General features: G+C 75.4%; 21 protein-coding genes and 1 tRNA gene. 11 read left to right on the top strand and 11 right to left on the bottom strand.

All coding sequences use genetic code 11. The features are described 5' to 3' along the window. The 4 genes from B9L22_RS14640 to B9L22_RS14625 all read left to right on the top strand — a co-directional run bounded on the left by B9L22_RS14640 (position 1) and on the right by B9L22_RS14625 (position 4,126). The gene (locus tag B9L22_RS14640) at positions 1-888 is read left to right on the top strand and encodes a carbohydrate ABC transporter permease (RefSeq protein WP_233140156.1); all 888 of its coding nucleotides are present in this window, start codon (positions 1-3) and stop codon (positions 886-888) included. Beyond that, positions 878-1,855, top strand: coding sequence for a carbohydrate ABC transporter permease (locus B9L22_RS14635; protein WP_228485058.1), 978 nt, complete (start codon positions 878-880; stop codon positions 1,853-1,855). Before B9L22_RS14640 ends, B9L22_RS14635 begins: the two co-directional genes overlap by 11 nt. A gap of 94 nt (positions 1,856-1,949) precedes the next feature. Then, a complete protein-coding gene (locus B9L22_RS14630) occupies positions 1,950-3,803 on the top strand; it encodes an ABC-F family ATP-binding cassette domain-containing protein (RefSeq protein ID WP_086150914.1) in 1,854 nt (617 codons plus the stop codon). Next, positions 3,800-4,126: a hypothetical protein gene (locus tag B9L22_RS14625; RefSeq protein ID WP_034654213.1), complete on the top strand. Its 327-nt coding sequence runs from the start codon at positions 3,800-3,802 to the stop codon at positions 4,124-4,126. The genes B9L22_RS14630 and B9L22_RS14625 overlap by 4 nt, the downstream gene beginning before the upstream one ends. A gap of 70 nt (positions 4,127-4,196) precedes the next feature. Here B9L22_RS14625 and B9L22_RS14620 read toward each other — a convergent pair whose 3' ends face one another. After that, positions 4,197-4,682: a MarR family winged helix-turn-helix transcriptional regulator gene (locus B9L22_RS14620; protein ID WP_021483746.1), complete on the bottom strand. Its 486-nt coding sequence runs from the start codon at positions 4,680-4,682 to the stop codon at positions 4,197-4,199. Positions 4,683-4,801: 119 nt separating this feature from the next. On the opposite strand from B9L22_RS14620, the gene B9L22_RS14615 reads away from it, so the two are divergent. After that, entirely contained in the window at positions 4,802-5,404 is a 603-nt protein-coding gene (locus B9L22_RS14615) for an NADPH-dependent F420 reductase (protein ID WP_043656625.1), read from the top strand. Between the two features lie 70 nt (positions 5,405-5,474). Here B9L22_RS14615 and B9L22_RS14610 read toward each other — a convergent pair whose 3' ends face one another. From B9L22_RS14610 to B9L22_RS14570, 9 genes are all read right to left on the bottom strand, one after another. Continuing rightward, entirely contained in the window at positions 5,475-6,491 is a 1,017-nt protein-coding gene (locus B9L22_RS14610) for a TetR/AcrR family transcriptional regulator (RefSeq protein WP_086150913.1), read from the bottom strand. A gap of 160 nt (positions 6,492-6,651) precedes the next feature. Further along, positions 6,652-7,473: an ABC transporter permease gene (locus B9L22_RS14605; RefSeq protein WP_198947308.1), complete on the bottom strand. Its 822-nt coding sequence runs from the start codon at positions 7,471-7,473 to the stop codon at positions 6,652-6,654. Then, positions 7,470-8,417 carry an ATP-binding cassette domain-containing protein gene (locus tag B9L22_RS14600; protein WP_086150912.1) on the bottom strand — a complete coding sequence of 316 codons (948 nt, stop codon included), beginning with the start codon at positions 8,415-8,417 and terminating at the stop codon, positions 7,470-7,472. Before B9L22_RS14600 ends, B9L22_RS14605 begins: the two co-directional genes overlap by 4 nt. Before the next feature lie 138 nt (positions 8,418-8,555). After that, the gene (locus B9L22_RS14595; RefSeq protein ID WP_086150911.1) at positions 8,556-9,884 is read right to left on the bottom strand and encodes a CynX/NimT family MFS transporter; all 1,329 of its coding nucleotides are present in this window, start codon (positions 9,882-9,884) and stop codon (positions 8,556-8,558) included. Positions 9,885-9,947: 63 nt separating this feature from the next. After that, positions 9,948-10,448 (bottom strand): MarR family winged helix-turn-helix transcriptional regulator, encoded by a 501-nt coding sequence (locus B9L22_RS14590; protein WP_021482856.1) that lies wholly within the window; start codon positions 10,446-10,448, stop codon positions 9,948-9,950. Between the two features lie 394 nt (positions 10,449-10,842). Continuing rightward, on the bottom strand, positions 10,843-12,051 hold the full coding sequence (locus B9L22_RS14585; RefSeq protein WP_076406282.1) for an ABC transporter permease: 1,209 nt from the start codon (positions 12,049-12,051) through the stop codon (positions 10,843-10,845). Then, positions 12,048-13,019, bottom strand: a complete 972-nt coding sequence (locus tag B9L22_RS14580; protein WP_086150910.1) for an ABC transporter ATP-binding protein — start codon at positions 13,017-13,019, stop codon at positions 12,048-12,050. The genes B9L22_RS14585 and B9L22_RS14580 overlap by 4 nt, the downstream gene beginning before the upstream one ends. 108 nt (positions 13,020-13,127) lie before the next feature. Continuing rightward, positions 13,128-13,733, bottom strand: coding sequence for a hypothetical protein (locus tag B9L22_RS14575; protein ID WP_143317324.1), 606 nt, complete (start codon positions 13,731-13,733; stop codon positions 13,128-13,130). A gap of 166 nt (positions 13,734-13,899) precedes the next feature. Next, entirely contained in the window at positions 13,900-14,502 is a 603-nt protein-coding gene (locus B9L22_RS14570; RefSeq protein WP_086150908.1) for a TetR/AcrR family transcriptional regulator, read from the bottom strand. 307 nt (positions 14,503-14,809) lie between these two features. On the opposite strand from B9L22_RS14570, the gene B9L22_RS14565 reads away from it, so the two are divergent. The 3 genes from B9L22_RS14565 to B9L22_RS14555 all read left to right on the top strand — a co-directional run bounded on the left by B9L22_RS14565 (position 14,810) and on the right by B9L22_RS14555 (position 17,643). After that, positions 14,810-14,881 (top strand) — tRNA-Gln (locus B9L22_RS14565). 30 nt (positions 14,882-14,911) lie between these two features. Beyond that, positions 14,912-16,591, top strand: coding sequence for a bifunctional UDP-N-acetylglucosamine diphosphorylase/glucosamine-1-phosphate N-acetyltransferase GlmU (gene glmU / locus B9L22_RS14560; RefSeq protein WP_086150907.1), 1,680 nt, complete (start codon positions 14,912-14,914; stop codon positions 16,589-16,591). 68 nt (positions 16,592-16,659) lie between these two features. Next, positions 16,660-17,643 carry a ribose-phosphate diphosphokinase gene (locus B9L22_RS14555; RefSeq protein ID WP_021483711.1) on the top strand — a complete coding sequence of 328 codons (984 nt, stop codon included), beginning with the start codon at positions 16,660-16,662 and terminating at the stop codon, positions 17,641-17,643. Between the two features lie 3 nt (positions 17,644-17,646). Here the strand turns inward: B9L22_RS14555 and B9L22_RS14550 are convergent, their stop codons facing one another. Next, on the bottom strand, positions 17,647-20,379 hold the full coding sequence (locus B9L22_RS14550) for a hypothetical protein (protein ID WP_086150906.1): 2,733 nt from the start codon (positions 20,377-20,379) through the stop codon (positions 17,647-17,649). A gap of 137 nt (positions 20,380-20,516) precedes the next feature. Between B9L22_RS14550 and B9L22_RS14545 the strand changes: the two genes are divergently transcribed. The 3 genes from B9L22_RS14545 (at position 20,517) to B9L22_RS14535 (ending at position 23,260) form a co-directional block, all read left to right on the top strand. After that, positions 20,517-21,161, top strand: coding sequence for an SIMPL domain-containing protein (locus B9L22_RS14545; protein ID WP_228088241.1), 645 nt, complete (start codon positions 20,517-20,519; stop codon positions 21,159-21,161). 68 nt (positions 21,162-21,229) lie between these two features. After that, positions 21,230-21,952 (top strand): GPP34 family phosphoprotein, encoded by a 723-nt coding sequence (locus B9L22_RS14540; protein ID WP_086150904.1) that lies wholly within the window; start codon positions 21,230-21,232, stop codon positions 21,950-21,952. Positions 21,953-22,117: 165 nt separating this feature from the next. Then, on the top strand, positions 22,118-23,260 hold the full coding sequence (locus B9L22_RS14535; protein ID WP_158097215.1) for an acyltransferase: 1,143 nt from the start codon (positions 22,118-22,120) through the stop codon (positions 23,258-23,260). Positions 23,261-23,565 lie beyond the last annotated feature (305 nt).

The following is a 23,565-nucleotide window of genomic DNA, read 5'->3' as shown; positions in this document are numbered from 1 at the left end:
GTGGCGTCCTCCGCACTCGCACGACGGGACGCGGCCGTGGGCTACACCATGGTCGCGCCCGCCGTGCTCGGCGCGCTCGCGTTCGTCGTCGCGCCGCTGGTCGCCGTCGTCTGGTACTCGCTGCACGAGTGGAACGTCCTCGCGAACACGTTCACGTTCGCGGGCGCCGACAACTACGAGCGGATGCTCGCCGACCCCGGGCTGCGCGACTCGCTGCTCGCGAGCCTGTGGTTCTCGGTCGGGCTCGTCGTGCTCAACATCTCGCTCGCGCTCGTCCTCGCGGTGCTGCTCAACCAGCGGCTCCCCGGCACGACGACGTTCCGCACGTTCTTCTTCTCGCCCGTCGTCGTGTCGCTCGTCGCGTGGACGATCGTCTGGAGCTTCCTGCTCCAGGCGGACGGCGGCATCAACGGGTTCCTGTCGCTGCTCGGCGTCGACGGCCCGAACTGGCTGCGCGGGGAGACGACGGCGATGCTCTCGGTGATCGTCGTGCAGGTCTTCAAGAACGTGGGCCTCAACATGATCCTGTTCCTCGCGGCCCTGCAGGGGGTGCCCGAGGAGATCCAGGAGGCCGCGCGCATCGACGGCGCGGGCGCGTGGCGCCGGTTCCGGTCGATCACGCTCCCGCTCATCAGCCCGACCGTCCTGCTGGTCTCGATCCTCACGATCGTCGGCTCGCTCGAGGTGTTCGCGCAGATCGCCGTGCTCACGGGCGGGGGGCCGGGGAACTCGACCACCGTGCTCGTCTACTACCTGTACCAGCAGGCGTTCCGGTTCAACGACTTCGGCTACGCGAGCGCGATCTCCGTCCTGCTGTTCGTCATCGTCCTCGTCCTGACACTCGTGCAGTGGCAGACGCGCAAGAGGTGGGTCTTCCATGAAGTCTGACGTGATGCCCGGCCCGGCCACGCTCCCGGGCGCGGACGACGGCCCCGCCCGGCCCGCGGCGTCGGGCACGGGCGGCGCCGACGGCGCGGCGACCCGCGGCGGACGGCCCGCGCGCCGCACGGGGAGCGCGCGCACGCGCCGCCGCTGGGGGCGCGCGGCGCTCGTGGCGCTCCTCGTGGTGCTCAGCGTGCCGTTCGTCTTCCCGACGTGGTGGATGGCGACGTCGAGCCTCAAGCCGATGAGCGAGATCCTGCGGGCCGTGCCGACGCTCTGGCCCCAGGACCCGTCGTTCGCGGCCTACGGCGAGGTGTTCCGGCTGCAGCCGTTCGCGCAGCAGTACTGGAACAGCCTCTACATCGCGGTGGTCGTGACGGTCGGGACGATCCTCGTGGCCTCGATGGCCGGGTACGCGTTCGCGCGCATCCGGTTCCCCGGGGCGAACGCGCTGTTCCTGCTCGTGCTCGTCGGGCTGCTCGTGCCGTCGGAGGTGACGATCGTCCCGCTGTTCCGGATGGTCAACTCGCTCGGGCTCATCGACACGCACTGGCCGCTCGTGGTCATCCCGATCCTCGGGGCGCCGAGCGTCCTCGCGACGTTCATCATGCGCCAGTTCTTCCTCGGGCTCCCCGGCGAGCTCGAGGAGGCGGGGCGCATGGACGGCCTCGGGCGGTGGGGGATCTTCTGGCGGATCGCGTTCCCGCTGTCGCGCTCGGCGATCTCGGCGGTCGCGATCTTCACGTTCCTCAAGTCGTGGAACCTCTACCTCGAGCCGATCGTGTACCTGTCCAGCAAGGACCGGTTCACGCTCCCGCAGGCGCTCACGCAGTACGTCGACGCCTACGGCGGCCCGATGTGGAACGTCCAGCTTGCCGCGACGACGCTCACGGTGCTGCCGGTCCTCGCGGTGTTCCTCGTCGCCCAGAAGCAGTTCGTCCAGGGCCTCGCGCACACCGGCCTCAAGGGCTGACCGCCCCTCCCGTGGGTGCGGGGGACAGTCCTGGTCCCGTCGCGGATCGGCGGCTATTTCCCGCACTCACGGGGTGCGGCCTAGGCTCGACGGCGTGGCTCACCTTCTCGGCGCCGACGGCATCTCGCTGACCGTCGGCACCCGCACCCTGCTCGACGACGTCTCGCTCGGCCTCGACGACGGCGACCGCGTCGGCATCGTCGGCCCCAACGGGGCCGGCAAGACGACCCTCCTGCGCCTCCTCGCGGGCACGCAGCAGCCCGACGGCGGCCGCGTCACCCGCGTGGGCGGGCTGCGGGTGGGCCTGCTCGACCAGCGCGACGACGTCGGCACCGGCGCGACGATCCGCGACCTCGTGCACGGCGACGCCGCGACCCACGCCTGGGCGTCGGACGCGAGCATCCGCACCGTCCACGCGGGACTGCTGGGCGACCTCGACCTCGACGCCCCGGCGGACACGCTGTCCGGAGGGCAGCGGCGGCGCGTCGCGCTCGCGGCCCTCCTCGTCGCCGACCACGACGTGCTGTTCCTCGACGAGCCCACGAACCACCTCGACGTCGAGGGCGTCGCGTGGCTCGCCGCGCACCTCGGCGACCGCTTCGCCCGCCCGGGCGCGAAGGGCGCCCTCGTGGTCGTCACGCACGACCGCTGGTTCCTCGACGCCGTGTGCTCGCGCATGTGGGAGGTGCGGGGCGACGGCTCGGGCCAGGTCGAGGGCTACGAGGGCGGGTACGCCGCGTACGTGCTCGCGCGTGCCGAGCGCCAGCGCACCGCGGCCGTCGCTGCGGAGAAGCGCGACAACCTGCTGCGCAAGGAGCTCGCGTGGCTCCGGCGCGGTGCGCCCGCGCGCACGTCCAAGCCCAAGTTCCGGCTCGACGCCGCCGCCGCGCTCATCGCCGACGTCCCGCCGCCGCGCGACACGCTCGAGCTCACGCGCACCGCGACGAAGCGGCTCGGCAAGGACGTGCTCGACCTCGAGGACGTGACGGTCGCGGTGCCGCGCCAGGACGGTCAGGGCGAGCGCGTGCTGCTCGACGACGTCACGTGGCGCCTGGGGCCCGGCGACCGGTACGGGGTCGTCGGGGTCAACGGCGCAGGGAAGACGACGCTCCTCGCGCTCCTCGCCGGGCGGCGCGAGCCCGACTCCGGGCGGGTCAAGCGCGGCAAGACCGTCCACGTCGCGGAGCTGTCGCAGGACGTCGGCGAGCTCGACGACATCGCCGGCGCGCGCGTGATCCAGGTGATCGAGGACGAGAAGCGCTCGGTCGTCGTCGACGGCAAGGAGCTCTCCGCGTCCCAGCTCGTCGAGCGGCTCGGCTTCACGCGCGAGCGGTCGCAGACGCTCGTGCGCGACCTCTCGGGCGGCGAGCGGCGCCGCCTCCAGCTCCTGCGCCTGCTCGTCGCCGAGCCCAACGTGCTCCTGCTCGACGAGCCGACGAACGACCTCGACACCGACACGCTCGCCGCGCTCGAGGACCTGCTCGACGGCTGGCCCGGCACGCTCATCGTCGTCTCGCACGACCGCTACCTGCTGGAGCGCGTCGCGGACCGCCAGGTCGCGCTGCTCGGCGACGGCCAGGTGCGCGACCTGCCGGGCGGCGTCGAGCAGTACCTCGAGCTGCGGCGCGCGGCGCTCGCGGGCGCGGGCGCGGCGTCGACCGGGTTCGCGCCCACGGGCGGCGCCGACGGGACGCCGGACGCCGGGCCCGCCGCGGAGGCCCCGGGCCCGAGCGCGGCCGAGGTGCGGGCGGCGAAGAAGGAGATCAACCGCATCGAGCGGCGCCTGAGCAAGATCGCGGAGGCCGAGGGCCGGCTGCACGAGAAGATCGCGGCGAACGCGACCGACTTCGCGGCGGTCGCGGAGCTCGACGCCGAGCTGCGCACCCTCGCGGCGGAGAAGGACGAGCTCGAGGCGGCGTGGCTCGAGGCGGCCGAGGTCGCCGGGTGACGGCCGACCGGATGCGCGTCGCGGTGTCCGCGCGCGGCGTCGAGGTCGACGACGGGCAGGGCGGCGTTCTCGCGCCGTGGGCGGACGTGCGTCGCGTCACCGCGTTCGCGCTCGGCGCCCCGGGCGGCACCGCCCGGTACGTGTCGTTCGACCTCGTGAACGGGCACAGCGTCGAGGTGGACGACGCCGCCCCGGAGTGGGACGACGTGCTCGCCGCCCTGCCCGGGCGGGTCGAGCTCGCGGTCGACGACCCGCTCGTCGCGCTCGGCGCGCTCGCGCCGGGCGAGCGGCTCGTCCTCGCGGGGCCCGTGCGGACCCGCTGACCCCGCGGGGACCCGGGTCCGGGCGCCCGGGGCGCGGTACCGAGGGCGCAGCCGGGCGCGGGCGTGCGGCTCAGCGCCGCAGGAAGCCCATGCGGTCGTCGGGGTCGACGCGCTCGAGGATGGCGCCCGCGATGGCGTCGAGCTGCTCGACCTGCTCGTCGGTGAGCGCGTCGATCACGTGGTCGCGGACCGTCCCGACGTGACCGGGCGCCGTCGCGACGACCTTCTCCCAGCCGGCGTCGGTGAGGTGCGCGTTCGTCGCGCGGCGGTCTTCGGGGCACGGCACGCGCTCGACGAGGCCGCGCTTCTCGAGGCGCGCGACGACGTGGGAGAGCCGGGGGAGCGTGGCGTTGGTGGCGCCCGCGAGGTCGGTCATGCGCAGCGTGCGCCGCGGCGCCTCCGAGAGCATCGCGAGCACGTAGTACTCGAAGTGGCTGAGGTCGGCGTCGCGCCGGAGCTGGGAGTCGAGGACGCCCGGCAGCAGCTCCACGACGGCCACGAGCCGCTTCCACGCGTCGAGCTGCTGGTCGTCGAGCCAGCGGGGTTCCGTCGTCATCGTGCCTCCTCCGGTGCGGCGATCCGCATAGTTGACGGTACAACTTTAGCGGCGTACGGTGTTAGTTGTAGCAACAACTAATAGCCGACCGTCGGGCCGGCGGAGGAAGGGAAGCCACCATGAGCAGCATCACCATCATCGGCGCCGGGAACATGGGCTCGGCCATCGCCGGTCTCGCGCTCGCCGCGGGCAGCCAGGTGCAGGTCCTGACCCGTGAGGCCACCGAGGTCGACCCGCGCGTCACGGCGGGCACCGTCGGCGACGAGATCACGGGCGACGTCGTCGTGCTCGCCCTCCCGTACGGGGCGCTCGACGACGTCCTCGGCGCCTACGAGGGCCGCCTCGACGGCAAGGTGCTCGTCGACATCACCAACCCGCTCGACTTCGCGACGTTCGACTCTCTCGTCGTGCCCGACGGCTCGTCGGCCGCGGCGCAGATCCAGGAGCGCGTCCCGGGCGCGCGGGTCCTCAAGGCGTTCAACACGAACTTCGCGGCGACGCTCGCCACCGGCCAGGTCGGTCCGCTCCCGACGACGGTCCTCGTCGCGGGCGACGACGCCGACGCGAAGGCCGCCCTCGCGGGCGCCGTGTCCGGGGTCCGCGTCGTCGACGCCGGCTCGCTCAAGCGCGCGCACGAGCTCGAGGCCCTCGGCTTCCTGCAGCTCACGCTCGCGGCGGGGGAGAAGACCTCCTGGACGACGGGCTTCGCGCTCGCCGAGTGACCCCGCCCGTTCACGCACGACGGCGGCCGGCCACCCCGCGGGGTGACCGGCCGCCGTCGTGCGCGGAGCCTCAGCCGCGCGTCTTCTCGACGGCCGCGCGGGCCGCGTCGTGCTCCGCCTTCTGGGCGTCCCGCAGCGCCTTCTCGAGCTCGCGCACCTTCTTCTGGGCCTCGCGCACGCGCCGCTCCGCGTCGCGCCGCCGGAGCGTCGCCTTCTTGACCCGTGCGTCCTTGACGTGCACGGCGACCTCGACGGGGGCGACGGCGTCGCGCGGGTCCGTCGCCGGTGCGGGCTCCGTGACCGTGGCGGGCTGCCGCCCGGGCGCGCGGCCCGCGCCGGGCGCCCCGGCGGCCCGCGCGTCGACGTAGACGGCGATCCCGTCGAGCACCCGCTCCAGGCCCCACGCGGTGTCGTCGATGTCGCCCTCGCCCGCGTACGTGCCGGCCTCGACGAGCGGGCGCAGGTAGGGGAACCGCACCTCGTCCACGAGCCCGCGCAGCGCGTCGGCCCACGCGCCGCCCTGGACCGCCTCGTCGCCCCCGGCCGCCGCGACGGCGCGTGCGAGGTCGGTCTGCAGCCGCGCCGCGTTCCGGGCGTACCCGCTGACGAGGAGGATGACGGACATCTTCTCCTCGTCGTCGAGCGGCGTGGACCGCAGCGCGCGCAGCCCGGCGTCCGCGCCGCGCAGGTTGTTCGGCGTGAGGGGCGCGCCGGTCACCGGGATGTCGAGGAACCACGGGTGCGACGCGAACACCGCCATCGTGAACTGCGCCCACTCGCGCAGCTCGGCGCGCCAGTCGGCGGGCTCGTGCGCGGGCGGGTACTCGACGTCGAGCGCCGCCTCCTGCATGAGGAGCAGCAGGTCGTCCTTGCTCGTGACGTACCGGTAGAGCGACATCGTCGTGAAGCCGAGGCTCTGCGCCACCTTCGCCATGGACACGGCCCCGAGCCCGTCGGCGTCGGCGATCTCGATGGCCGCGTCGACGATCCGCTCGATGCTCAGCTCGCGCTTCGGCGCGCGCTCGGGGCGTTCGGCCACGCCCCACGCGAGCGCGAGCCGGGGCGGGAGGTCGGGTGCGTCGGTCATGGGCTCATCCTCCCCGACGGCGCCCGGACCCGGGGCGCAGCCGTGCCGAGCAGGCCCTCCCGGTGGCGCGAGCAGGTGGTCGTGGTGCGTCCTGCCGACCGGACGCACCAGGACCACCTGCTCGGCCGCGCGGGAGGGCCAGGGGGAAGAGCGCGGGGGGTCAGCGGGCCGTCCGTCGGCGGTAGAGCAGGGAGCCGGCGGCGCAGCTCGCGACGAGGAAGCCGGCGAGCCACGCGACGGCGGTCAGGGCCGTCGACGCGTCGGGCGCGCCTGCGAGCAGCCCGCGGAACGTCTCGATGACCGGCGTGAACGGCTGGTTCTCCGCGAACCCGTGCAGCCAGGACGGCATGGTGTCGATCGGGACGAACCCCGAGCTGAGGTAGGGCACGAACAGGAAGAGGAAGTTCACCGACTGCGACGCCTCGACGCTCAGCACGAGGCCGAGCGCCACGCTCAGCCACGTGAACGTCAGCACGGCGAGGACGGCGAAGGTGACGAGCCCCGCCCAGTCGGCGGGCCCGGCGTCGGGCCGGAAGCCGAGCGCGAGCGCGACCCCCACGACGACGACGGCGGACGCGAGGTTGCGCACGACGCTCGCCACGACGTGCCCCCACAGCGCGGACGGCCCGAAGATCGGCAGGGTCTTGAACCGGTCGATCGTGCCCGACGTCATGTCCTGCGCCACGCCGACCGCGGCCGTCGCGGAGCCGAACCCCAGGCACATCACGAGCACGCCGGGCACGACGTAGTCGATGTAGTCGTCCCCGCCGATCGCCCCGCCGAAGATGACGACGAAGACGAGCATGATCATCACGGGCAGCGCGAAGGCTGTGACGAGCCCGTCGACGCTGCGCAGCTGGCGGCGGGTCTCGCGACCGACCATCGTGCGGACGTCGCGCGCCGCCGTGGCCGGGGTCTGCCGCACGCGCGGCCGCGTGGTGCGGGACGGCCGGGGCAGGGTGGTCGTGGGTGCGGCGCTCATCGGGCGCCCTCCTTCCGGGTCAGGGCGAGGAACACGTCGTCGAGCGTGGGCCGCACGACGCTGACCCCCACGACCGCGAGCGCGTGGGCGTCGGCGGCCGCGAGCACGTCGCGGATGGTGCGGACGGGGTCGTCGCTCGGTGCGGTGAGGGAGAGGTCCTTCGCGTCGGTGGTCGGGCGGGCCAGCCCGATCGAGGGCGCGAGCCCGACGGCGGAGGCCAGGCTCTCCGGGTCGCCGAACGCCACGCGCACGTGGTCGCCCGCGACGAGCGCCTTGAGCTCGGCGGCCGTGCCCCGCGCCGCGACGCGGCCGTCGTGCAGGACGGCGATCGTGTCGGCCAGGCGGTCGGCCTCCTCCAAGTACTGGGTCGTCAGCAGGACGGTCGTCCCGTCGGCGGCGAGGCCCCGCACGACCTCCCAGAGCTGCGCGCGCGACGCCGGGTCGAGGCCCGTCGTCGGCTCGTCGAGCACGAGCACCGCCGGGTCGGCCACGAGGCTGATCGCGAGGTCGAGGCGACGGCGCATTCCGCCCGAGTAGGTCCCGACCCGCCGGTCCGCGGCGTCGGTGAGGCCGAAGCGCTCGAGCAGCGCGGCGGCGCGCGGGCGCACCGCCCGGCGGGGGAGGTGCGCGAGCTCGCCCATCATCACGAGGTTCTCGCGGCCCGTCTGGAACTCGTCCACCGACGCGTACTGGCCCGTGAGCGCGATGGTCTCGCGCACCCGGGCGGCGTCGTGCACGACGTCGGCGCCCGCGACGCGGGCCGTGCCGCCGTCGGGCCGGACGAGGGTCGTGAGGATGTTGACGGTCGTCGTCTTGCCCGCGCCGTTGGGCCCCAGCAGCGCGAAGATCTCGCCGCGGCGCACGGTCAGGTCGACGCCGCGCAGCACGGCGTGGTCGCCGTAGGACTTCTCCAGCCCCTGCGCGGCGATCATCGGTCCGGTCATCGCCTTCTCCTTCTCCGTCGGCCGTTCGTGTGCGGCGCACACTGCCTGTGTGCGCCATAAACTGTGTGTACACCATAAACACCCGCGAGAGCGGGGGTCAAGGGTCGAGGAGGTGCTCCACGTGGAGGGGCTGCGCGCTCAGCCCGCGCGACGACGGGGAGCGCCGGTGAGGACCAGCCCGATCCCGGTCATCACCACGAGCGCGCCCAGCACGACGGCGACCGGCACCGTCCACGTCCCCGTCGCCGTCTGCAGGGCCCCGGCCGCGGTGGGCGCGACGGCGGCCAGGCAGTACCCGACGGACTGCACCGTCGCTGACGCCTGCCGGCCGCGCCGGACCGTCGGGTACCGCTGGGCGACGAGCGTGAAGATCACGACGAAGTTCGCCGCCTGGGCGACGCCCGCCGCGGACGCCCACACCGCCCAGAGCCCCGGCGCGACGAGCAGGCCCACGGGCAGCGCCAGCCACAGCACCGCGATCCCGACGAACGTCTGCCGCAGGCTGAGGCGGCGCGCGGCGAGCGGCACCGCGAGACCGCCGACGATCGCGAAGCCCTGGAACAGCGACGCCGCACCGCCCGACGCGGAGCGCGGGATGCCCGCGAGGTCCTCCAGGACGAGCGGCAACCACGCCGTGAGCGCGTAGAAGCTCGACGACTGGAGCGCGAACATCGCGCACAGCCACCACGTGAACGGCGTCGCGAGCACGTGGCGCTCGCGGGCCGTCGTCGGGTCGGTGCCCGTGACACCCTCCGCCGCGGACGCCGCCAGCGCGTCCGCCTCGACCGCGGCCCCGGTCTTCGTCTCCGCCGTCGTCGGGTCGGGCGCGGCCTCCGCCGGCAGGTTCCGTCGCTCGCGCGCCTCGCGCGCCTCGCGCGGCACCGCGCGCAGCCACCACACGAGCGCGACGACCGCGAGCACCGACCACGACGCGAGCGCCCAGCGCCACCCGACGGCGTCCGCCAGCGGCGCGGTGAGCGCCGTCGTCGCGACGGTGCCGACGTTGATCGCCGCCGTGTACAGGCCCGTCACCGTCGCGACGTGGCCGGGGAAGTCACGCTGGGCGATCATCGGCACCGCGAGGTTCGCCGTCGTGATGCCCAGCCCGAGGAGCACCGTGCCCGCGAACGTCCCGGCCGCGCCGAGCGCCGCGAGGTCCGCCGAGCGCAGGACCGTGCCCGCGAAGATCAGTGCGAGCGCGACGGCGATCGCCGTCCGGAGCGACGACCGCCCGAGCAGGCCCGCGACGGCGGGCGTCGCGAGCGCGAAGCAGAGCACCGGGATGCCGGTGAGCAGGCCCGCCGCGGCGGCGGTGAGGTCGAGGTCGGCCGCGACGTCGGCGACGACGGGAGGGAGCGCCGTGAGCGGCGCCCGCAGGTTGACGGCCACGAGCAGCACGGCGACGAGCAGGACCCCGTCGATCCCGCCGCGGAACGTGCTCGGGCGGGGCGGCCGTGACGACGGCATCGGGCGGGGACCTCCGGGTGCGGGCGCGTGCGGCGACGCCCGCCCGGTCGTCCGGGCCGTCGGTCAGTCGTCGAACTGTCCTCCGACTGTACGCAGGAGCGCCGCGAGCGCAGGTCGCTCGCCCGGCTCGAGCGCGTCGAGGATGCGGGCCTCGACGGCGAGGAGGTCGGTCATCGCCGTGTCCACGCGCTCCAGGCCCTCGGGCGTGAGCTCGACGAGCACGCCGCGCCGGTCGTCGGGCGAGCGGCGGCGTACGACGAGCCCGCGCTCCTCGAGCCGGTCGATGCGGTTCGTCATGGTCCCGCTCGTGACGAGCGTCTGGGTGACGAGCGCCCCGGGGGAGAGGCGGTACGGCTCGCCCGCGCGGCGCAGCGCGGACAGGACGTCGAACTCCCACGTCTCCAGGTGCCCGCGCGCGAACGCCGTGCGCCGCGCCCGGTCCAGGTGCCGGGCGAGCCGGTCGACCCGGGAGAACACGGTGAGCGGCTCGACGTCGAGGTCCGGCCGCTCGCGCTGCCACGCCGCGACGATGCGGTCGACCTCGTCCTCGTGCTGCTGGTCCATGACGCGAGGGTACTCGACGTGTCTCGACGTCAAGACTCTTGACGGCTCGGAGTCACCGCGGCGCGCCGCAAGACCCGCCGCCGCGAGGTAGAGCCATGGCCCCGCGAGGTAGAGCCGCTGTCCGCCGAGGTAGAGCCGCTGTCCGCCGAGGTAGAGGCGTGGTCGTGCCTGGGCGCGCACCTATCAGGGCGACACGAGCACAGGGTGGCGACCCACCGTCGTCGACCACCGGGCCTGGCCTCTACCTCGCCGAACCTGGCCTCTACCTCGCCGAACCCGGGCTCTACCTCGCCCGACCCGGGCTCTACCTCGCCCGACCCGGGCTCTACCTCGCCCGACCCGGGCTCTCTCTCGGCGAACCACGCCTCTCTCTCGGCGGGGCAGGGCCCCGCCGTCAGGACGTGCGCAGGGCGTCCGTGAGCCTGACGCGGGCGCCGGTGCGCAGGACGGCGTTGGAGTAGATCTTCGCCGCGAGCCACACGAGGAGGGGGATGACCGCGACGGAGAGGCCGAGCGCGACGAGGGCCTCCCACGTCTCGGCGCTGCCGAGCGCGATGCGGACCGGCATGAGCAGCGGCGAGCACAGCGGCACGTACGACAGCCAGACGACGAGCGGGTTGTCTGGCGCCCACGGCGCGACGGAGACGCCCACGATGTACGGCACGATCATGAGGAACGTGACGGGCGTGGTGACCGCGCCGACGTCCTCCTGGCGCGACACCAGCGCGCCGAGGCCGGCCATGAGCAGCGCGTAGCTGACGAAGCCGACGACGAACCACACGAGCGCCCAGGCCGCGGCGGTCCCGAGGTCGATCGTCGAGGTGTCGACGAGGCCGAGGCCGAGGGCGGTCCCCACGCCCGCGAGCACGACGAGCGCGACCTGCCCGAGCCCGACGAGGCCGATGCCGAGGACCTTGCCCGCCATGAGCTGCCACGGGCGCACGGTCGAGAGCAGGAGCTCGACGACGCGGCTCGTCTTCTCCTCGACGACCCCCTGCGCGATGAGCTGGCCGCTGATCATGATGGCCATGAAGAGCAGGATGCCGGTGACCAGGCCGGTGACGTAGCGCGCCGGGTCGAACTCGCTGGGCTCCCCGATGGTGCGCACGTCCGGCGCGGCGGTCGCGACGTCGCCCGCGACCTGGGCGGGGTCGCCCCCGAGGCTCGCGACGGCGTCGGACAGCGCGGTCTGCTGGGCGAGCGTCGTGAAGACGGCCGTGAGGCCCGACGACAGCTCGGTGTCGACGACGACCGTGGGGGATCCGACGCTCCCGGTGACCAGGGCGTCGAGGTCGCCGTCGCGCACCTGGGCCTCGCCGGCGGCGTCGTCCGCGACGTCGACGGTCTCGACGTCGGTCCCGAGCGTGCTCCCCGTGGTCTCGATCGCCTCGGCGAGCGCCGCGGTCTGCGGCGTGACCCCCACGCGCTCGGCGCTCGGGCCCGACCCGTTCGCGAGGTTGAGCACGACCCCGCCGAGCACGACGGCGCCCACGAGGATCACGGTCAGCCACACGAAGGACTTGGAGCGCAGCCGCGTCATGATCTCGCGGCCCGCGACGAGGCGGATCGCGCCCCAGGACGTCAACGAGGTCCCCGTGCTCATGCCCCCACCTCCACGGTCTCGGCGGCCGTCGCGGCCGGCTTCTCCTCGGCGCTCACGACGTCGCGGTACAGCTCGGTGAGCGACGGCCGGACGAGCGCGAACTCGTGCACGGGCCCGACGGCGAGCGCCGCGCGCAGCACGGCCTGCTCGCGCCCGCCGGGCACGCCCCCGGTCCCGTCGCCGGTCGGTCCGGGCGCGAGCTCCACGACGGTGCGCGACCCCTCCAGGCTGACGGCCCGCGCGTCGGGCACGGCACCGATCCACGTGGCGCCGGGCGGGCCGTCCACGACCCAGCGCTCCTGCTCGGTACGACGGAGCTCGTCGATCGTGCCGACCTCCACCATCGTGCCGTCCTTGATGATGCCGACGCGGTCGCACAGCCGTTCCACGAGGTCGAGCTGGTGCGACGAGAACACGACGGGCACGCCCGCCTGGGCGCGGTCGCGCAGGACCCCGCTCATGACGTCGACGGCGACGGGGTCGAGCCCGCTGAACGGCTCGTCGAGCACGAGCAGCTCGGGGTCGTGGGTGAGCGCGGCGGCGAGCTGGACGCGCTGCTGGTTGCCGAGCGAAAGCTTCTGCACCTCGTCGCCGCGGCGCGCCTCGACGCCGAGCGTCGTGGTCCAGCGCTCCATCGCGTCCTTCGCCGCCGCGGCGGACAGCCCGTGCAGCCGGGCGAGGTAGACGAGCTGCTCGCCGACCTTCATGCGCGGGTAGAGGCCGCGCTCCTCGGGCATGTAGCCGATGCGGCGGCGGGCGGCCAGGTCGAGGGGCCGGCCCTCCCACCGGACCTCGCCGCCGTCGGCGGCGAGGACGCCGAGGACGATGCGCATCGTCGTCGTCTTCCCGGCGCCGTTGGAGCCGACGAAGCCGAAGATCTCCCCGGCGCGGACGTCGAACGACGTGCCGCGCAGGGCGCGCACGTCGCCGTAGGACTTGGTCAGCGAGTCGATCTCGAGTGTCGCCATGCGCTCCACACAACCACGCGCGAACGCGTGCGGCACGGGACAGATGTCACGTCCTGACCGTGCGGAAGCAGGGGGTGCGCCCCTGCCGACGTCGGGCTGGCCCGCCGGTCAGCCGAGGTGCTCGTCGCGCACGGTGGGCAGCGTCCGGGCGGCCCGCACGGCGAGGCGCAGCATCGTCCCGGTCGCCTCGTCGACGGCTGCGGCGTCGTCGCGCCGGACGGCGTCGAGCGAGACCCAGAGCAGCTCGCGGGCGAGCGCGGCGTCCTGCTCGTCGAGCCGCCCGGACACCGACTCGACGGCGCTCATCGCGACGAGCACGCGCATCACGGCCGACGTCGGGGGCGCGACCCGCACGCGCCGGATCTCCACGGCCCGGCGCAGCGCGCGACGCTCGACCCGCGTGAGGCGCGGGCCCGTCAGGTGCAGGAGCACCACGGTGAGGAGCGCCGCCGCGAGCCCCAGGACGGCGGCGAGGAGCAGGGTCTCGGGCGCCGCCAGGTGCTGTCCGGCGACCAGGGCGGCGAGCGCGGTCGTCACGCCCGCGACGAGGCCGACCCGCACCACGTCGACCGACGCGCGCCACTCCGCGTGCCGGCGCACCCGGTCCAGCTCGTAGGGAGTGAGGCCCGGGACGAGCACGTCGGTGCGCTGGACGACGCGCGCGGGCGCACCCGGGACGTCGCCCTGCAGACACCGTGCGGTCGTCCAGGTCACGTACCCCCAGACCGTGGGACGGATCTCGTCCCGTGGGTCGCCGTACCCCTGGTCGGCCGACCGGTCGTGCCCGTGCATCCGCTGCCCCGCTTCGTCGTTCTGCTCTGCCGCCAGAGAGACGGGCTGACCCCGCTGTCATGACGCGGGTTCGGGGGGCGGATCTGCGTCAGAACCTCGTGGTGATGAGGTGCGGCCGCTTTTCCATCTCCGCGAGGCCGTTCCAGGCGAGGTTGACGAGGTGCGCCGCGACCTCCGTCTTCTTGGGGGAGCGCGCGTCGAGCCAGTACTGACCGGTGAGGGCGACCATGCCGACCAGCATCTGCGCGTAGATGGGCGCGACCTTCGGGTCGAGGCCGCGCGTGCGGAACTGGTGCGCGAGGAGGTGCTCGACCTGCGTCGCGACGTCGCCGATGAGGCTCGAGAAGGTGCCCGTGGCCTGCGCGACGGGGGAGTCGCGCACGAGGATCCGGAAGCCGTCCTCGGACGCCTCGATGTAGGACAGGAGCGCGAGCGCGGTGCGTTCCAGCAGCACCTTCGGGTGGCCGCCCTCGTCGAGCGCGCCCGACAGCGCCGCGGTGAGCGCCTGCACCTCGCGGTCCACGACGACCGCGTAGATGCCCTCCTTGCCGCCGAAGTGCTCGTACACGACGGGCTTGGACACCTCGGCGCGCGCGGCGATCTCCTCGACGCTCGTCCCCTCGAACCCCTTCTCGGCGAACAGCTTGCGGCTGACGGCGAGCAGCTGCTCGCGCCGCTGGCTCGCGGTCATGCGGGATCGGGGGGTGCGTCTGGAGTCGGCCACGGGTCCATCATGCCGTGCGGGCGCTCGCCGCAGCCGGAGGGTCCGCGCCCGCCGATGCGGGCGTCGTCGGGCGGGCGCGCGCACGGGTGTGGTGCGGGCCACGCCCCGCGTCCGGCGCGGATGGGGCGAGACGGGCACGCGCGGCGTCGGGCACGGGGACCGACCTGGCAGACTGTTCCCGGACCCGGCCCGCCCGCCGCGGCCCGGGTCGAACCGGGGGCGCGGCGACGGGCAGGTGACGAGCACGTGGCGAGCAGGGCGTCGCCGGGTCCGGTCCGCCTTGGTGTAATCGGCAGCACAAGGGTTTTTGGTGCCCTTGGTCCAGGTTCGAGTCCTGGGGGCGGAGCTCGTGCCACCGATCCCGAGGGGAACACCCATGGAAGCTCAGCAGGGCACCGACACCACCGTCGCCCCCGCTGCCGTGATCGTCCTCGCCGCAGGCGAGGGCACGCGGATGAAGTCGTCCACCCCCAAGATGCTGCACACGCTCGCGGGCCGCAGCCTGCTCGGGCACGTGCTCGTCGCCGCGCGCTCGCTCGACCCGGCGCTGCTCGCCGTGGTCGTCCGGCACGAGCGCGACCGCGTCGCCGAGCACGCCGTGTCGGTCGACCCGGACGCGGTCGTCGTGGACCAGGACGAGATCCCGGGGACGGGCCGCGCCGTGCAGTGCGCGCTCGCCGCGCTCGACGCGAAGGCGCACGCGCAGGCGCTCGTCCACGGCGTGCCCGACGGCGAGGAGGGGCGCGGCGTCGGCGACGGCCTCGAGGGCCCCGTGGTCGTCACCGCGGGCGACACCCCGCTGCTCGACGGCGGCACCCTCGCCCAGCTCCTCGCGGCGCACGTCGCCGACGGCAACGCCGTGACGATGCTGACGACGCAGCTCGACGACGCGACCGGCTACGGCCGCGTCGTGCGCGACGACGCGACCGGCGACGTCCTGCGCATCGTCGAGCACAAGGACGCGTCGGCCGACGAGCTCGCGATCCGCGAGATCAACGCGTCGATCTACGTGTTCGACGCCGCCGTCCTGCGGCGCGGGCTCGGCACGCTCGGCCGCGACAACGCGCAGGGCGAGGTCTACCTGACGGACGTCGTCGCCGCGGCGCGCGCCGAGGGCGGCGTCGTCCGGGCGCTCGTCTCCGACGACCCGACGGTCGTCGAGGGCGTCAACGACCGCGTGCAGCTCGCGACGCTGCGCGCCGAGCTCAACCGCCGGATCCTCGAGGACTGGATGCGCGCGGGCGTGACGGTCGTCGACCCGGCCACGACGTGGGTCGACGTCGACGTCGAGCTCGCGCGAGACGTCACGCTCCTCCCGGGGACGCAGCTCCACGGCGCGACGGTCGTCGCCGAGGGCGCGACGGTCGGCCCGGACACCACGCTCACCGACACCGAGGTCGGCGCCGGCGCGACCGTGACCCGCACGCACGGCTCGCTCGCGGTCCTGGGCGCGGGGACGTCCGTCGGCCCGTTCGCGTACCTGCGGCCCGGCACCGTGCTCGGTGCGCAGGGCAAGATCGGCACGTTCGTCGAGACGAAGAACGCGGAGATCGGCGAGGGGTCGAAGATCCCGCACCTGTCCTACGTCGGCGACGCGACGATCGGCGACCACACGAACATCGGCGCCGCGTCGGTCACGGTCAACTACGACGGCGTGCACAAGCACCGCACCGTCATCGGCTCGCACGCCCGCACCGGCGCGGACAACATGTTCGTCGCGCCCGTGAGCGTCGGCGACGGCGCGTACACGGCCGCCGGGTCCGTCATCCGCCGCGACGTGCCCGCGGGCGCGCTCGGCGTGAGCGGCGGCCAGCAGCGCAACATCGAGGGCTGGGTCGAGCGCCGTCGCGCCGGCACGCCCGCCGCCGAGGCCGCGGCCGCCGCGCGCGCCGCGGACCCGGAGGCACCCCCGCTCGGCGCGCAGGCGCAGGCCCAGCTCGCGGACCAGAGCGCCGCCGCGACGGCCGACCGCCCCACCCCGCCGCCGCCCGCGCCCGAGCTCGAGCACACGCTCGAGGCGCTGCGTGGCGGTCGCCCCGCCACCACGACAGACTGACCGCGACCGGCCAGCCGACCTCAGACCTACCCCCGCACCCGGAAACCCCACCGAAGGAACCCACTGGTATGAGCAGCACGATCGCCGGCAACGGGGAGAAGTCCCTCGTCCTCGCCTCGGGGCGCGCGCACCCCGAGCTGGCCAACGACGTCGCACGGGAGCTGGGCATCGACCTGCTGCCCACGACCGCGTACGACTTCGCGAACGGCGAGATCTACGTCCGGTTCGGCGAGTCGGTCCGCGGCTCGGACGTCTTCATCCTCCAGAGCCACACCGCGCCGATCAACCAGTGGATCATGGAGCAGCTGCTCATGGTCGACGCCGCGAAGCGCGCCTCGGCCCGCACGATCACGGTCGTGCAGCCGTTCTACGGGTACGCCCGCCAGGACAAGAAGCACCGCGGTCGCGAGCCGATCTCGGCGCGCCTCATGTCCGACCTGTTCACCGCCGCGGGCGCCGACCGCCTCATGAGCGTCGACCTGCACGCCGCGCAGACGCAGGGCTTCTTCGACGGGCCGGTCGACCACCTGTGGGCGATGCCGATCCTCACGGACTACGTGCGCTCGCGCGTCGACACGTCGAACGTCACGGTCGTCTCGCCCGACGCGGGCCGCATCCGCGTCGCCGAGCAGTGGGCCGCGAAGCTCGGGGGCGGGCCGCTCGCGTTCGTCCACAAGACGCGCGACGTCACGCGCCCCAACCAGGCCGTCGCGAACCGCGTCGTCGGCGACGTCGAGGGCCGCGACTGCGTGCTCGTCGACGACCTCATCGACACCGGCGGCACGATCGCCGAGGCCGTGCGCGTCATCCTCGCCGCGGGCGCGCGGTCGGTCATCGTGGCCGCGACGCACGGCGTGCTGTCCGACCCGGCGGCACAGCGCCTGTCCGAGTGCGGGGCGAGCGAGGTCGTCATCACGGACACGCTGCCCATCGCGGCGGACAAGCAGTTCCCGCAGCTGACGGTGCTCTCCATCGCGCCGCTCATCGCGCGCGCGATCCGCGAGGTGTTCGACGACGGCTCGGTCACCTCGCTGTTCGACGGCAACAGCTGAGGCTCAGCCCAGCCACCCGGCCAGCGCGGCCCGCAGCCGGTCGCGCTCCGACGGCGTGAGCCGCAGGCGCGCGACGCGGGACCGCAGGGCGCGGGCGACGTCCTCGGGGAGGCCCTGCCCGGCCGGGGGCAGGCCGCCCACGTCGTGGGTCAGCAGCACGTCGAGCACGTCGCAGCGTCCCGGGAGCGCCGGGAGGTCCGCCGCGAGGTGCGCGGCGGCGCGCACCCTCGCGGCCTCCTCGGGCGTCGTCCCGAGGAGCGCCGCCAGGTCGGGCGGGGGGACCGCCACGATCCGCTGCTCCGTCGTCAGGCCCCACGCGCGCAAGGCCGGCGCGTACCGGGCGAACGGCGCGACCGCGAGGAGGTCGAGCGGGTCCTGGCCGAACTCCGCGGCGTACTCCGGCCGCTCGCGGTACGCGGCCAGCATCGGGTCGTCGTGGAGCCACGCGCGCAGGTCGGCGAGCACGACCGCACGCCGCAGGTGGTCGGTCGTGCGGAGCGCGTCGGCGGCACCGAGCGGCGTCGTGCGGACGGCGTACGTGCACGCCAGGTTGTACTCGCCGGTCGGCGTCGTGGGAGAGGGCGGGCCCGCGTCGCCGTCGTCGGGGTCGCGGACCAGGGCGGCCCGGTAGGCGCGCCGCAGGCGCTCGCGGGGCGTCTCGACCGACCTGGCCGGCTCGCTCGGCTCGGCCCGCTCGCCCGGCTCCGTCCCCGGTGCCGCCGGCGCCCCCTGCGCCGCGACGGGCTCCAGCGCCCGGGCCGCGTCCTCCGCCTGGCGGTAGAGGCTCTCGACGGCGTCCTGGAGCCGGACGACGAGCGCGTCCTCCCGCCCCGCGGCACGCTCCACCGCGAGCGCCTCCAGCAGCGCGCGGACCGCGTCGACGGCGGTCGCGTCGAGCCTGCCCGCCGGGTCGTCCCCGTCGCGGCCCGGGGCGAAGCACGCGTTCACCGTCGTCGCGGCGCGCGAGTACTGGGCCCGCAGCCGCAGCGAGCGGTACCCGCTGCGGCCCGCCGTCCGCGCGACGAACCGGTCGAGCCAGCGGCCGTACGCGTCGAGGTCCTCGCGCAGGGTGTGGTGCCGGCCCTCGGCGTGCGCGACGGCGACCTGGGCCAGGTCGTTGCGCGGGTCGACGTCGACGGCGCGCGCGAGGAACTCCCGCTCCCGGTCCGGCGCGCCGGTGAGGTCGCTCTGGGCGACGTACTGGAGGGCGAGGCTGCGCCACGACGTCGCCCCGCACAGCCCCTCGAAGCCCGCGTGGTGGCGTGCGAGCGTCAGCAGCACGACGGCCGCGGCGGCGCGGTAGAGGTCGACCCGCGCCGCGGCGGCGGCCGACGTCGGGTCCTCGGGGTCGAACCGCAGGAGTCCCGCCCGGTCGAGCGCGGCGGAGCCCGCGGCCCGTCCGTTCCTCGTGACGACGACGGCCAGGTGGTCGGCGTCCCGCTCCTCGACCGTGACCCGCCAGGGGACCGACCCGACGACGCCCTGGGCCAGGCTGACGACCGCCTTGACGAACGCGCCCTGGGGCAGCTCGGACAGCGCGGACCCGCTGAGGGCGCTGATGTCCGTGCCGCGGGGCACCTCCAGGCCGCGCGGCGGCTCGGCGCCCAGCTCGCCGAGGAGCGCGACGAGGCGTGCCCCGCCCGTCCCCTCGTGCGACGTCGTCCGGTCGCCCGAGCGGCCCGACGTCACCTCGATCGTCAGCCGCAGCCGGGTCGCGAGGACCGTGGCGACGAGGAGCACGCCGAGCGCCGCCAGGACGGCCCCCGCCACGAGGGACCCCGCCACGAGGGACCCCGCCGCGACGGGCCCTGCCGCGACGGTGCCCGGGGCCCCGAGGGCGCGGGCCGACAGCACGACGGCCGCGACCGCGGCGACGCCGGCCACGGCGGCCGCCCACGCCCACCAGCGGGTGCGGTCGTGGCCGGCACCCGGGGCGACGAGCCGCCAGAGGGCGAGCGCCACCGCCACGACACCGGCCACGAACCCGAGCACGAGGACCACCGCCGCGAGGGTCGTGCCCGCGACGCCCGAGGCCGCCCACGTGCTCGCGCCCGCGGCGGGGCCCCACACGAGGAGCGCCGCGCCGGCGACGAGGGCGCCCCACCCGGCGGCGCCCGCGCGCACGCGCTCGCCCGCGGACAGGACGGGCCAGCGCAGCGTCACGGGGACGACGAGCCGCGCGACGACGGCGAGCACGAGGACGCCGACGAGGAGCGCGAGCAGGGGCGGGCCCAGGGGCGACACCGCCTCGACGAACCCGTCCCAGGCGGACGCCGCGCGGTCCGGGACCGTCGTCTCCTCCTCCTGCGCCGCGCGGACCACGGCGGCGGCCCGCGCGTCCTGCGCGTCGAGCGCGAGCGCCTGTTCCGCGCGGGCCTGCGCGGCGGCCCAGGACTCGGCCTCCCCGGGCGTCGGCCGCGCCCCGCCGGGCTCGAGGGCCTCCGCCTCGGCGGCGAGCTTCGCGGCGGTGTCCCGCGCGGCGACCGCCGCGTCCCGCACGTCGGCGCACGCCGTGGCCCGCGCCGCCGGGTCCGCGGGGGACGTGGCCGTCGCGCGATAGGCGTCGACCAGCGCGACCGCGTCCCGGGGGCGGGAGTCGTCGAGCAGCGCGAGCGCGTCGGCGCACGCGCGCGGCGTCGTGGCGGCCGGGTCGGTGCCCACGGCGTCCGCGGCGGCCGCCCCCGGGACGGGGGCGAGCGCGACGAGCAGCGCGGCGAGAGCGAGGAGACGTCTCACGCGGACCTCCCGGGTGCGGGGACGGGCACGACGTCGTGCCCCTCTGACACGAGAGTGGCAGGCGGTGGGCCGTCCGTGCCGCGCTCACCCGGGTGAAACGGGAGCGACCCCGGGCGGTCCGTGCGAGCATGACGGCCATGAACGGCTCTGGGGTGACGACCACCGGTCAGGGAGCGGTGACGGCCACGCCGGACGTCGCCGTCGTCGAGCTCGGCGCCGAGGCGAGCGCGCCCGGCGTCCAGGACGCGCTCGACCGCGCCAACGCCGGGCTCGCCGCGGCGCGGGACGCGCTCGTCGCGCACGGCGTGGCGCCGTCCGACCTGCGCACGTCGCAGACGTCCACGTGGACCGAGCAGCGCGAGGACGGCCCGCGCACGACCGCCCGCCTCACGCTGCGCGCGACGCTGCGCGACGTGGGGGCGAGCGGCGAGGTCGTGCGCGCGGCGCTCGACGCCGCCGGCCCGACGGGCCGGCTCGACTCGACCAGCCTCGCCGTGGGGGACCCCGCCCCGCTCGCGGCCGCGGCGCGCGAGGCCGCGTTCGCCGACGCCCGCGCCCGCGCCGAGCAGTACGCCCGCCTCGCGGGACGCTCGCTCGGCCCGGTCGTCGAGATCCGGGAGGACGACGGCGCGCCCGGCCCGGTGGCGCGCGTCCTCGCGGCGAAGGCGACGAGCGACGCGCTCGTCGTGGAGCCGGGCAGCCAGGAGGTCCGCGCGACCGTCACCGTCCGGTGGGAGCTCGCCGACCCGGCGGACCGGGGCCCGGCGTCGCCGACGGCGTGAGACCTGCACCGGGCACCGGTGACAAACGGCAGGTGCCCGGCCCCGTCGCCCGGTCCTAGCGTGGACGCATGCTCATCCTCGAGGACTACCTGCTGCTCACGCTCGACGACGTGACCGGGAAGGCCGTCGTCGACGCCTCGTATCGCGAGCAGGTCGCCGCGGGCGCGCTGCTCGTCGAGCTCGCGCTCCTCGGCCGGGCCGACCTCGCGGGCGACGGCGACGGCGGCCGGGTGGGCCGCATCGTCGTGCGGGACGCGTCCCCGACCGGCAACGCGCTGCTCGACGAGGCGCTCGACGTCGTGCGGGCGCGCGAGGGCTCCACGCCGAAGGCGCTCGTGGCGCCGATCGCCAGGCTCCGGCCCGCCGCCCGCGCGGTCGTGGCGCTCGCGGAGCGCGGCGTCCTGCGGCGCGAGGAGGGCCGCGTGCTCGGCATCTTCCCGACGACGCGCTTCCCCGCGGCGGACTCCCGCCACGAGGACGCGGTGCGGGCCGACCTCCGACGCGTCCTCGTCGAGGGGCAGGCGCCGGACGCGCGCGCGGCGGCGATCGTCGCGCTGCTCGCCGCGACGGGCCAGGCCGGCCGGGTGCTCGCGACCGGCGGCAGCGACGCCGACGGCGGGCCCGGACGCACCGCCGCAGAACGTCGCGACGTCGACGCCCGGGCGCGCGAGATCGCGCGCGAGAGCTGGGCGAGCGAGGCCGTGCGCGCGTACGTCGAGGAGGTCACCGCGGTGATCCTCGTCGGCGCGACCGTGGCCACGACCGTCGCGACGACCACCGCGACGGGCTGAGCGCGCGCGATCTCGCCCGGGTGAAATGACGGCCAGGCCCTCGTGGCCGTCGCCGTCGCGAGGGTAGGTTCGCACGGTCCGCGTCGGTCCCGACGGCCGGGGGTCTCCCGGTCCGGTCGTGGCAGCGCCCGCGCGGTCCCGCCCGCAGCGTCCGGAGGTGACGACGTGCCCCGGCAGCAGACCGCCGAGCGAGGACGCCTGCGCTGGCCCGACGCCGCGCGCGGCCTCGCCATCCTGCTCGTCGTCGTGCTGCACGCGACGCGCGCGCTCGGCGACCTCGACCTCTCCGGCGCCTGGGGCACGGTCCTGGCCGGGTGGGACCGCGTGAACGCGGCGCTCGGCACGATGCGCATGCCGCTCTTCTTCGCCGTCGCGGGCCTGTTCGCCGGGAAGTGGGTCCGCGGGCCCTGGCGCGCGCTGCTGGCCTCGAAGGTCGCGCTCTTCGCGTGGCTCCTGCTCCTGTGGCCGTTCGTCCGGGCGCTCGGCTACCTCCTCGGGGCCGTCGTCGCGGGCGACCCCGACCCGGTGCACGAGGCGCTCGTCGGGCTCGAGCTCCCGCCCGGCCTGGCCGACGACGGCGGCCCCGCCCTGCAGGTCGGCGCGGCCGCGCTCTCGGCGTGGGTGTGGCCGTCGGGGATCCGCTGGTTCCTCTGGGCGCTCGCGGTGTTCTTCGTCGTCGCGAAGCTCCTCTCGGGGCTGTCCCCGCGCGTGCAGCTCGTCGGGGCGGCGGCCGTGTCGCTCGCGGCGTTCGCGTTCGCGCTCGAGCTGCCGAACAACGCCTGGGACAGCGCGCCGAAGTACTTCGTCTTCTTCCTGGGCGGCCTCCTCCTGCGCGACCGCGTCCTGGGGCTGACCGAGCGCCTGACGCTGTGGACCGGCGCGGGCGTCGTCGCGCTCTGGGTCGCGGGCTGCGTGCTCGCGGCGCACGTGGCGTCGGGCGTCCTGCTGTGGGTCGTGTGCGTGCTCGGGGTGGCCGCGGGCATCGTGCTCGGCGTCGCGACGAGCGGGCTGCGGCCGCTGCGCGCGCTCGGGACGCGGACGCTGCCCGTCTACCTCACGCACATGCTCGTCATCCACGCGATCCTGCTCGTCGGCGGCGACGCGCTCGACGCCGTGCCCGCCCCGGTGGCCGCGCTCGCGCCGCCCGTGCTGGCGCTCGTCGCGACCCTGGCCTCGGTCGGCGTGTACGCCGTCGTCTCCCGGACCCCGGTCTACTGGCTGTACGAGCTGCCCCGGGGCCTCGCGCGCCGCCTCGCCGGCCGGCCCGCGCTCCGTCCCGAGACGGCCCGCGCCGACGCGACGCCCTGACGTCCGTCCCGACGACGGCCGCACGCCTCGCGGCCGCGGTTCCGGGTCCGGCGGCGGGGAGCGGGTTTCCGACTCGCGCCGCGCCCGGGTACAGTTATCAGGTTGCCTCGGCGAGGGACGTCTGACGGCCGGCAGCGCTGGACCGGTGAGCACACCGGCGGCGCGGGACCGCACGTGTCAGCCAGACCTGTTGGATCTCCGTTATCGACTGGGCGGTCGTCCTCCTGCGCGCCCGTCACACGTCCCGCGCCGACGCAACCGCCCGTCCGGGGGGCCCTCTCACCGTCCGGACAGCCGACCGTCCC

The organism is Cellulosimicrobium sp. KWT-B, from assembly GCF_002127155.1.
GTDB lineage: Bacteria > Actinomycetota > Actinomycetes > Actinomycetales > Cellulomonadaceae > Cellulosimicrobium > Cellulosimicrobium funkei.
This window is presented reverse-complemented; position numbering and strand designations above follow the sequence as displayed.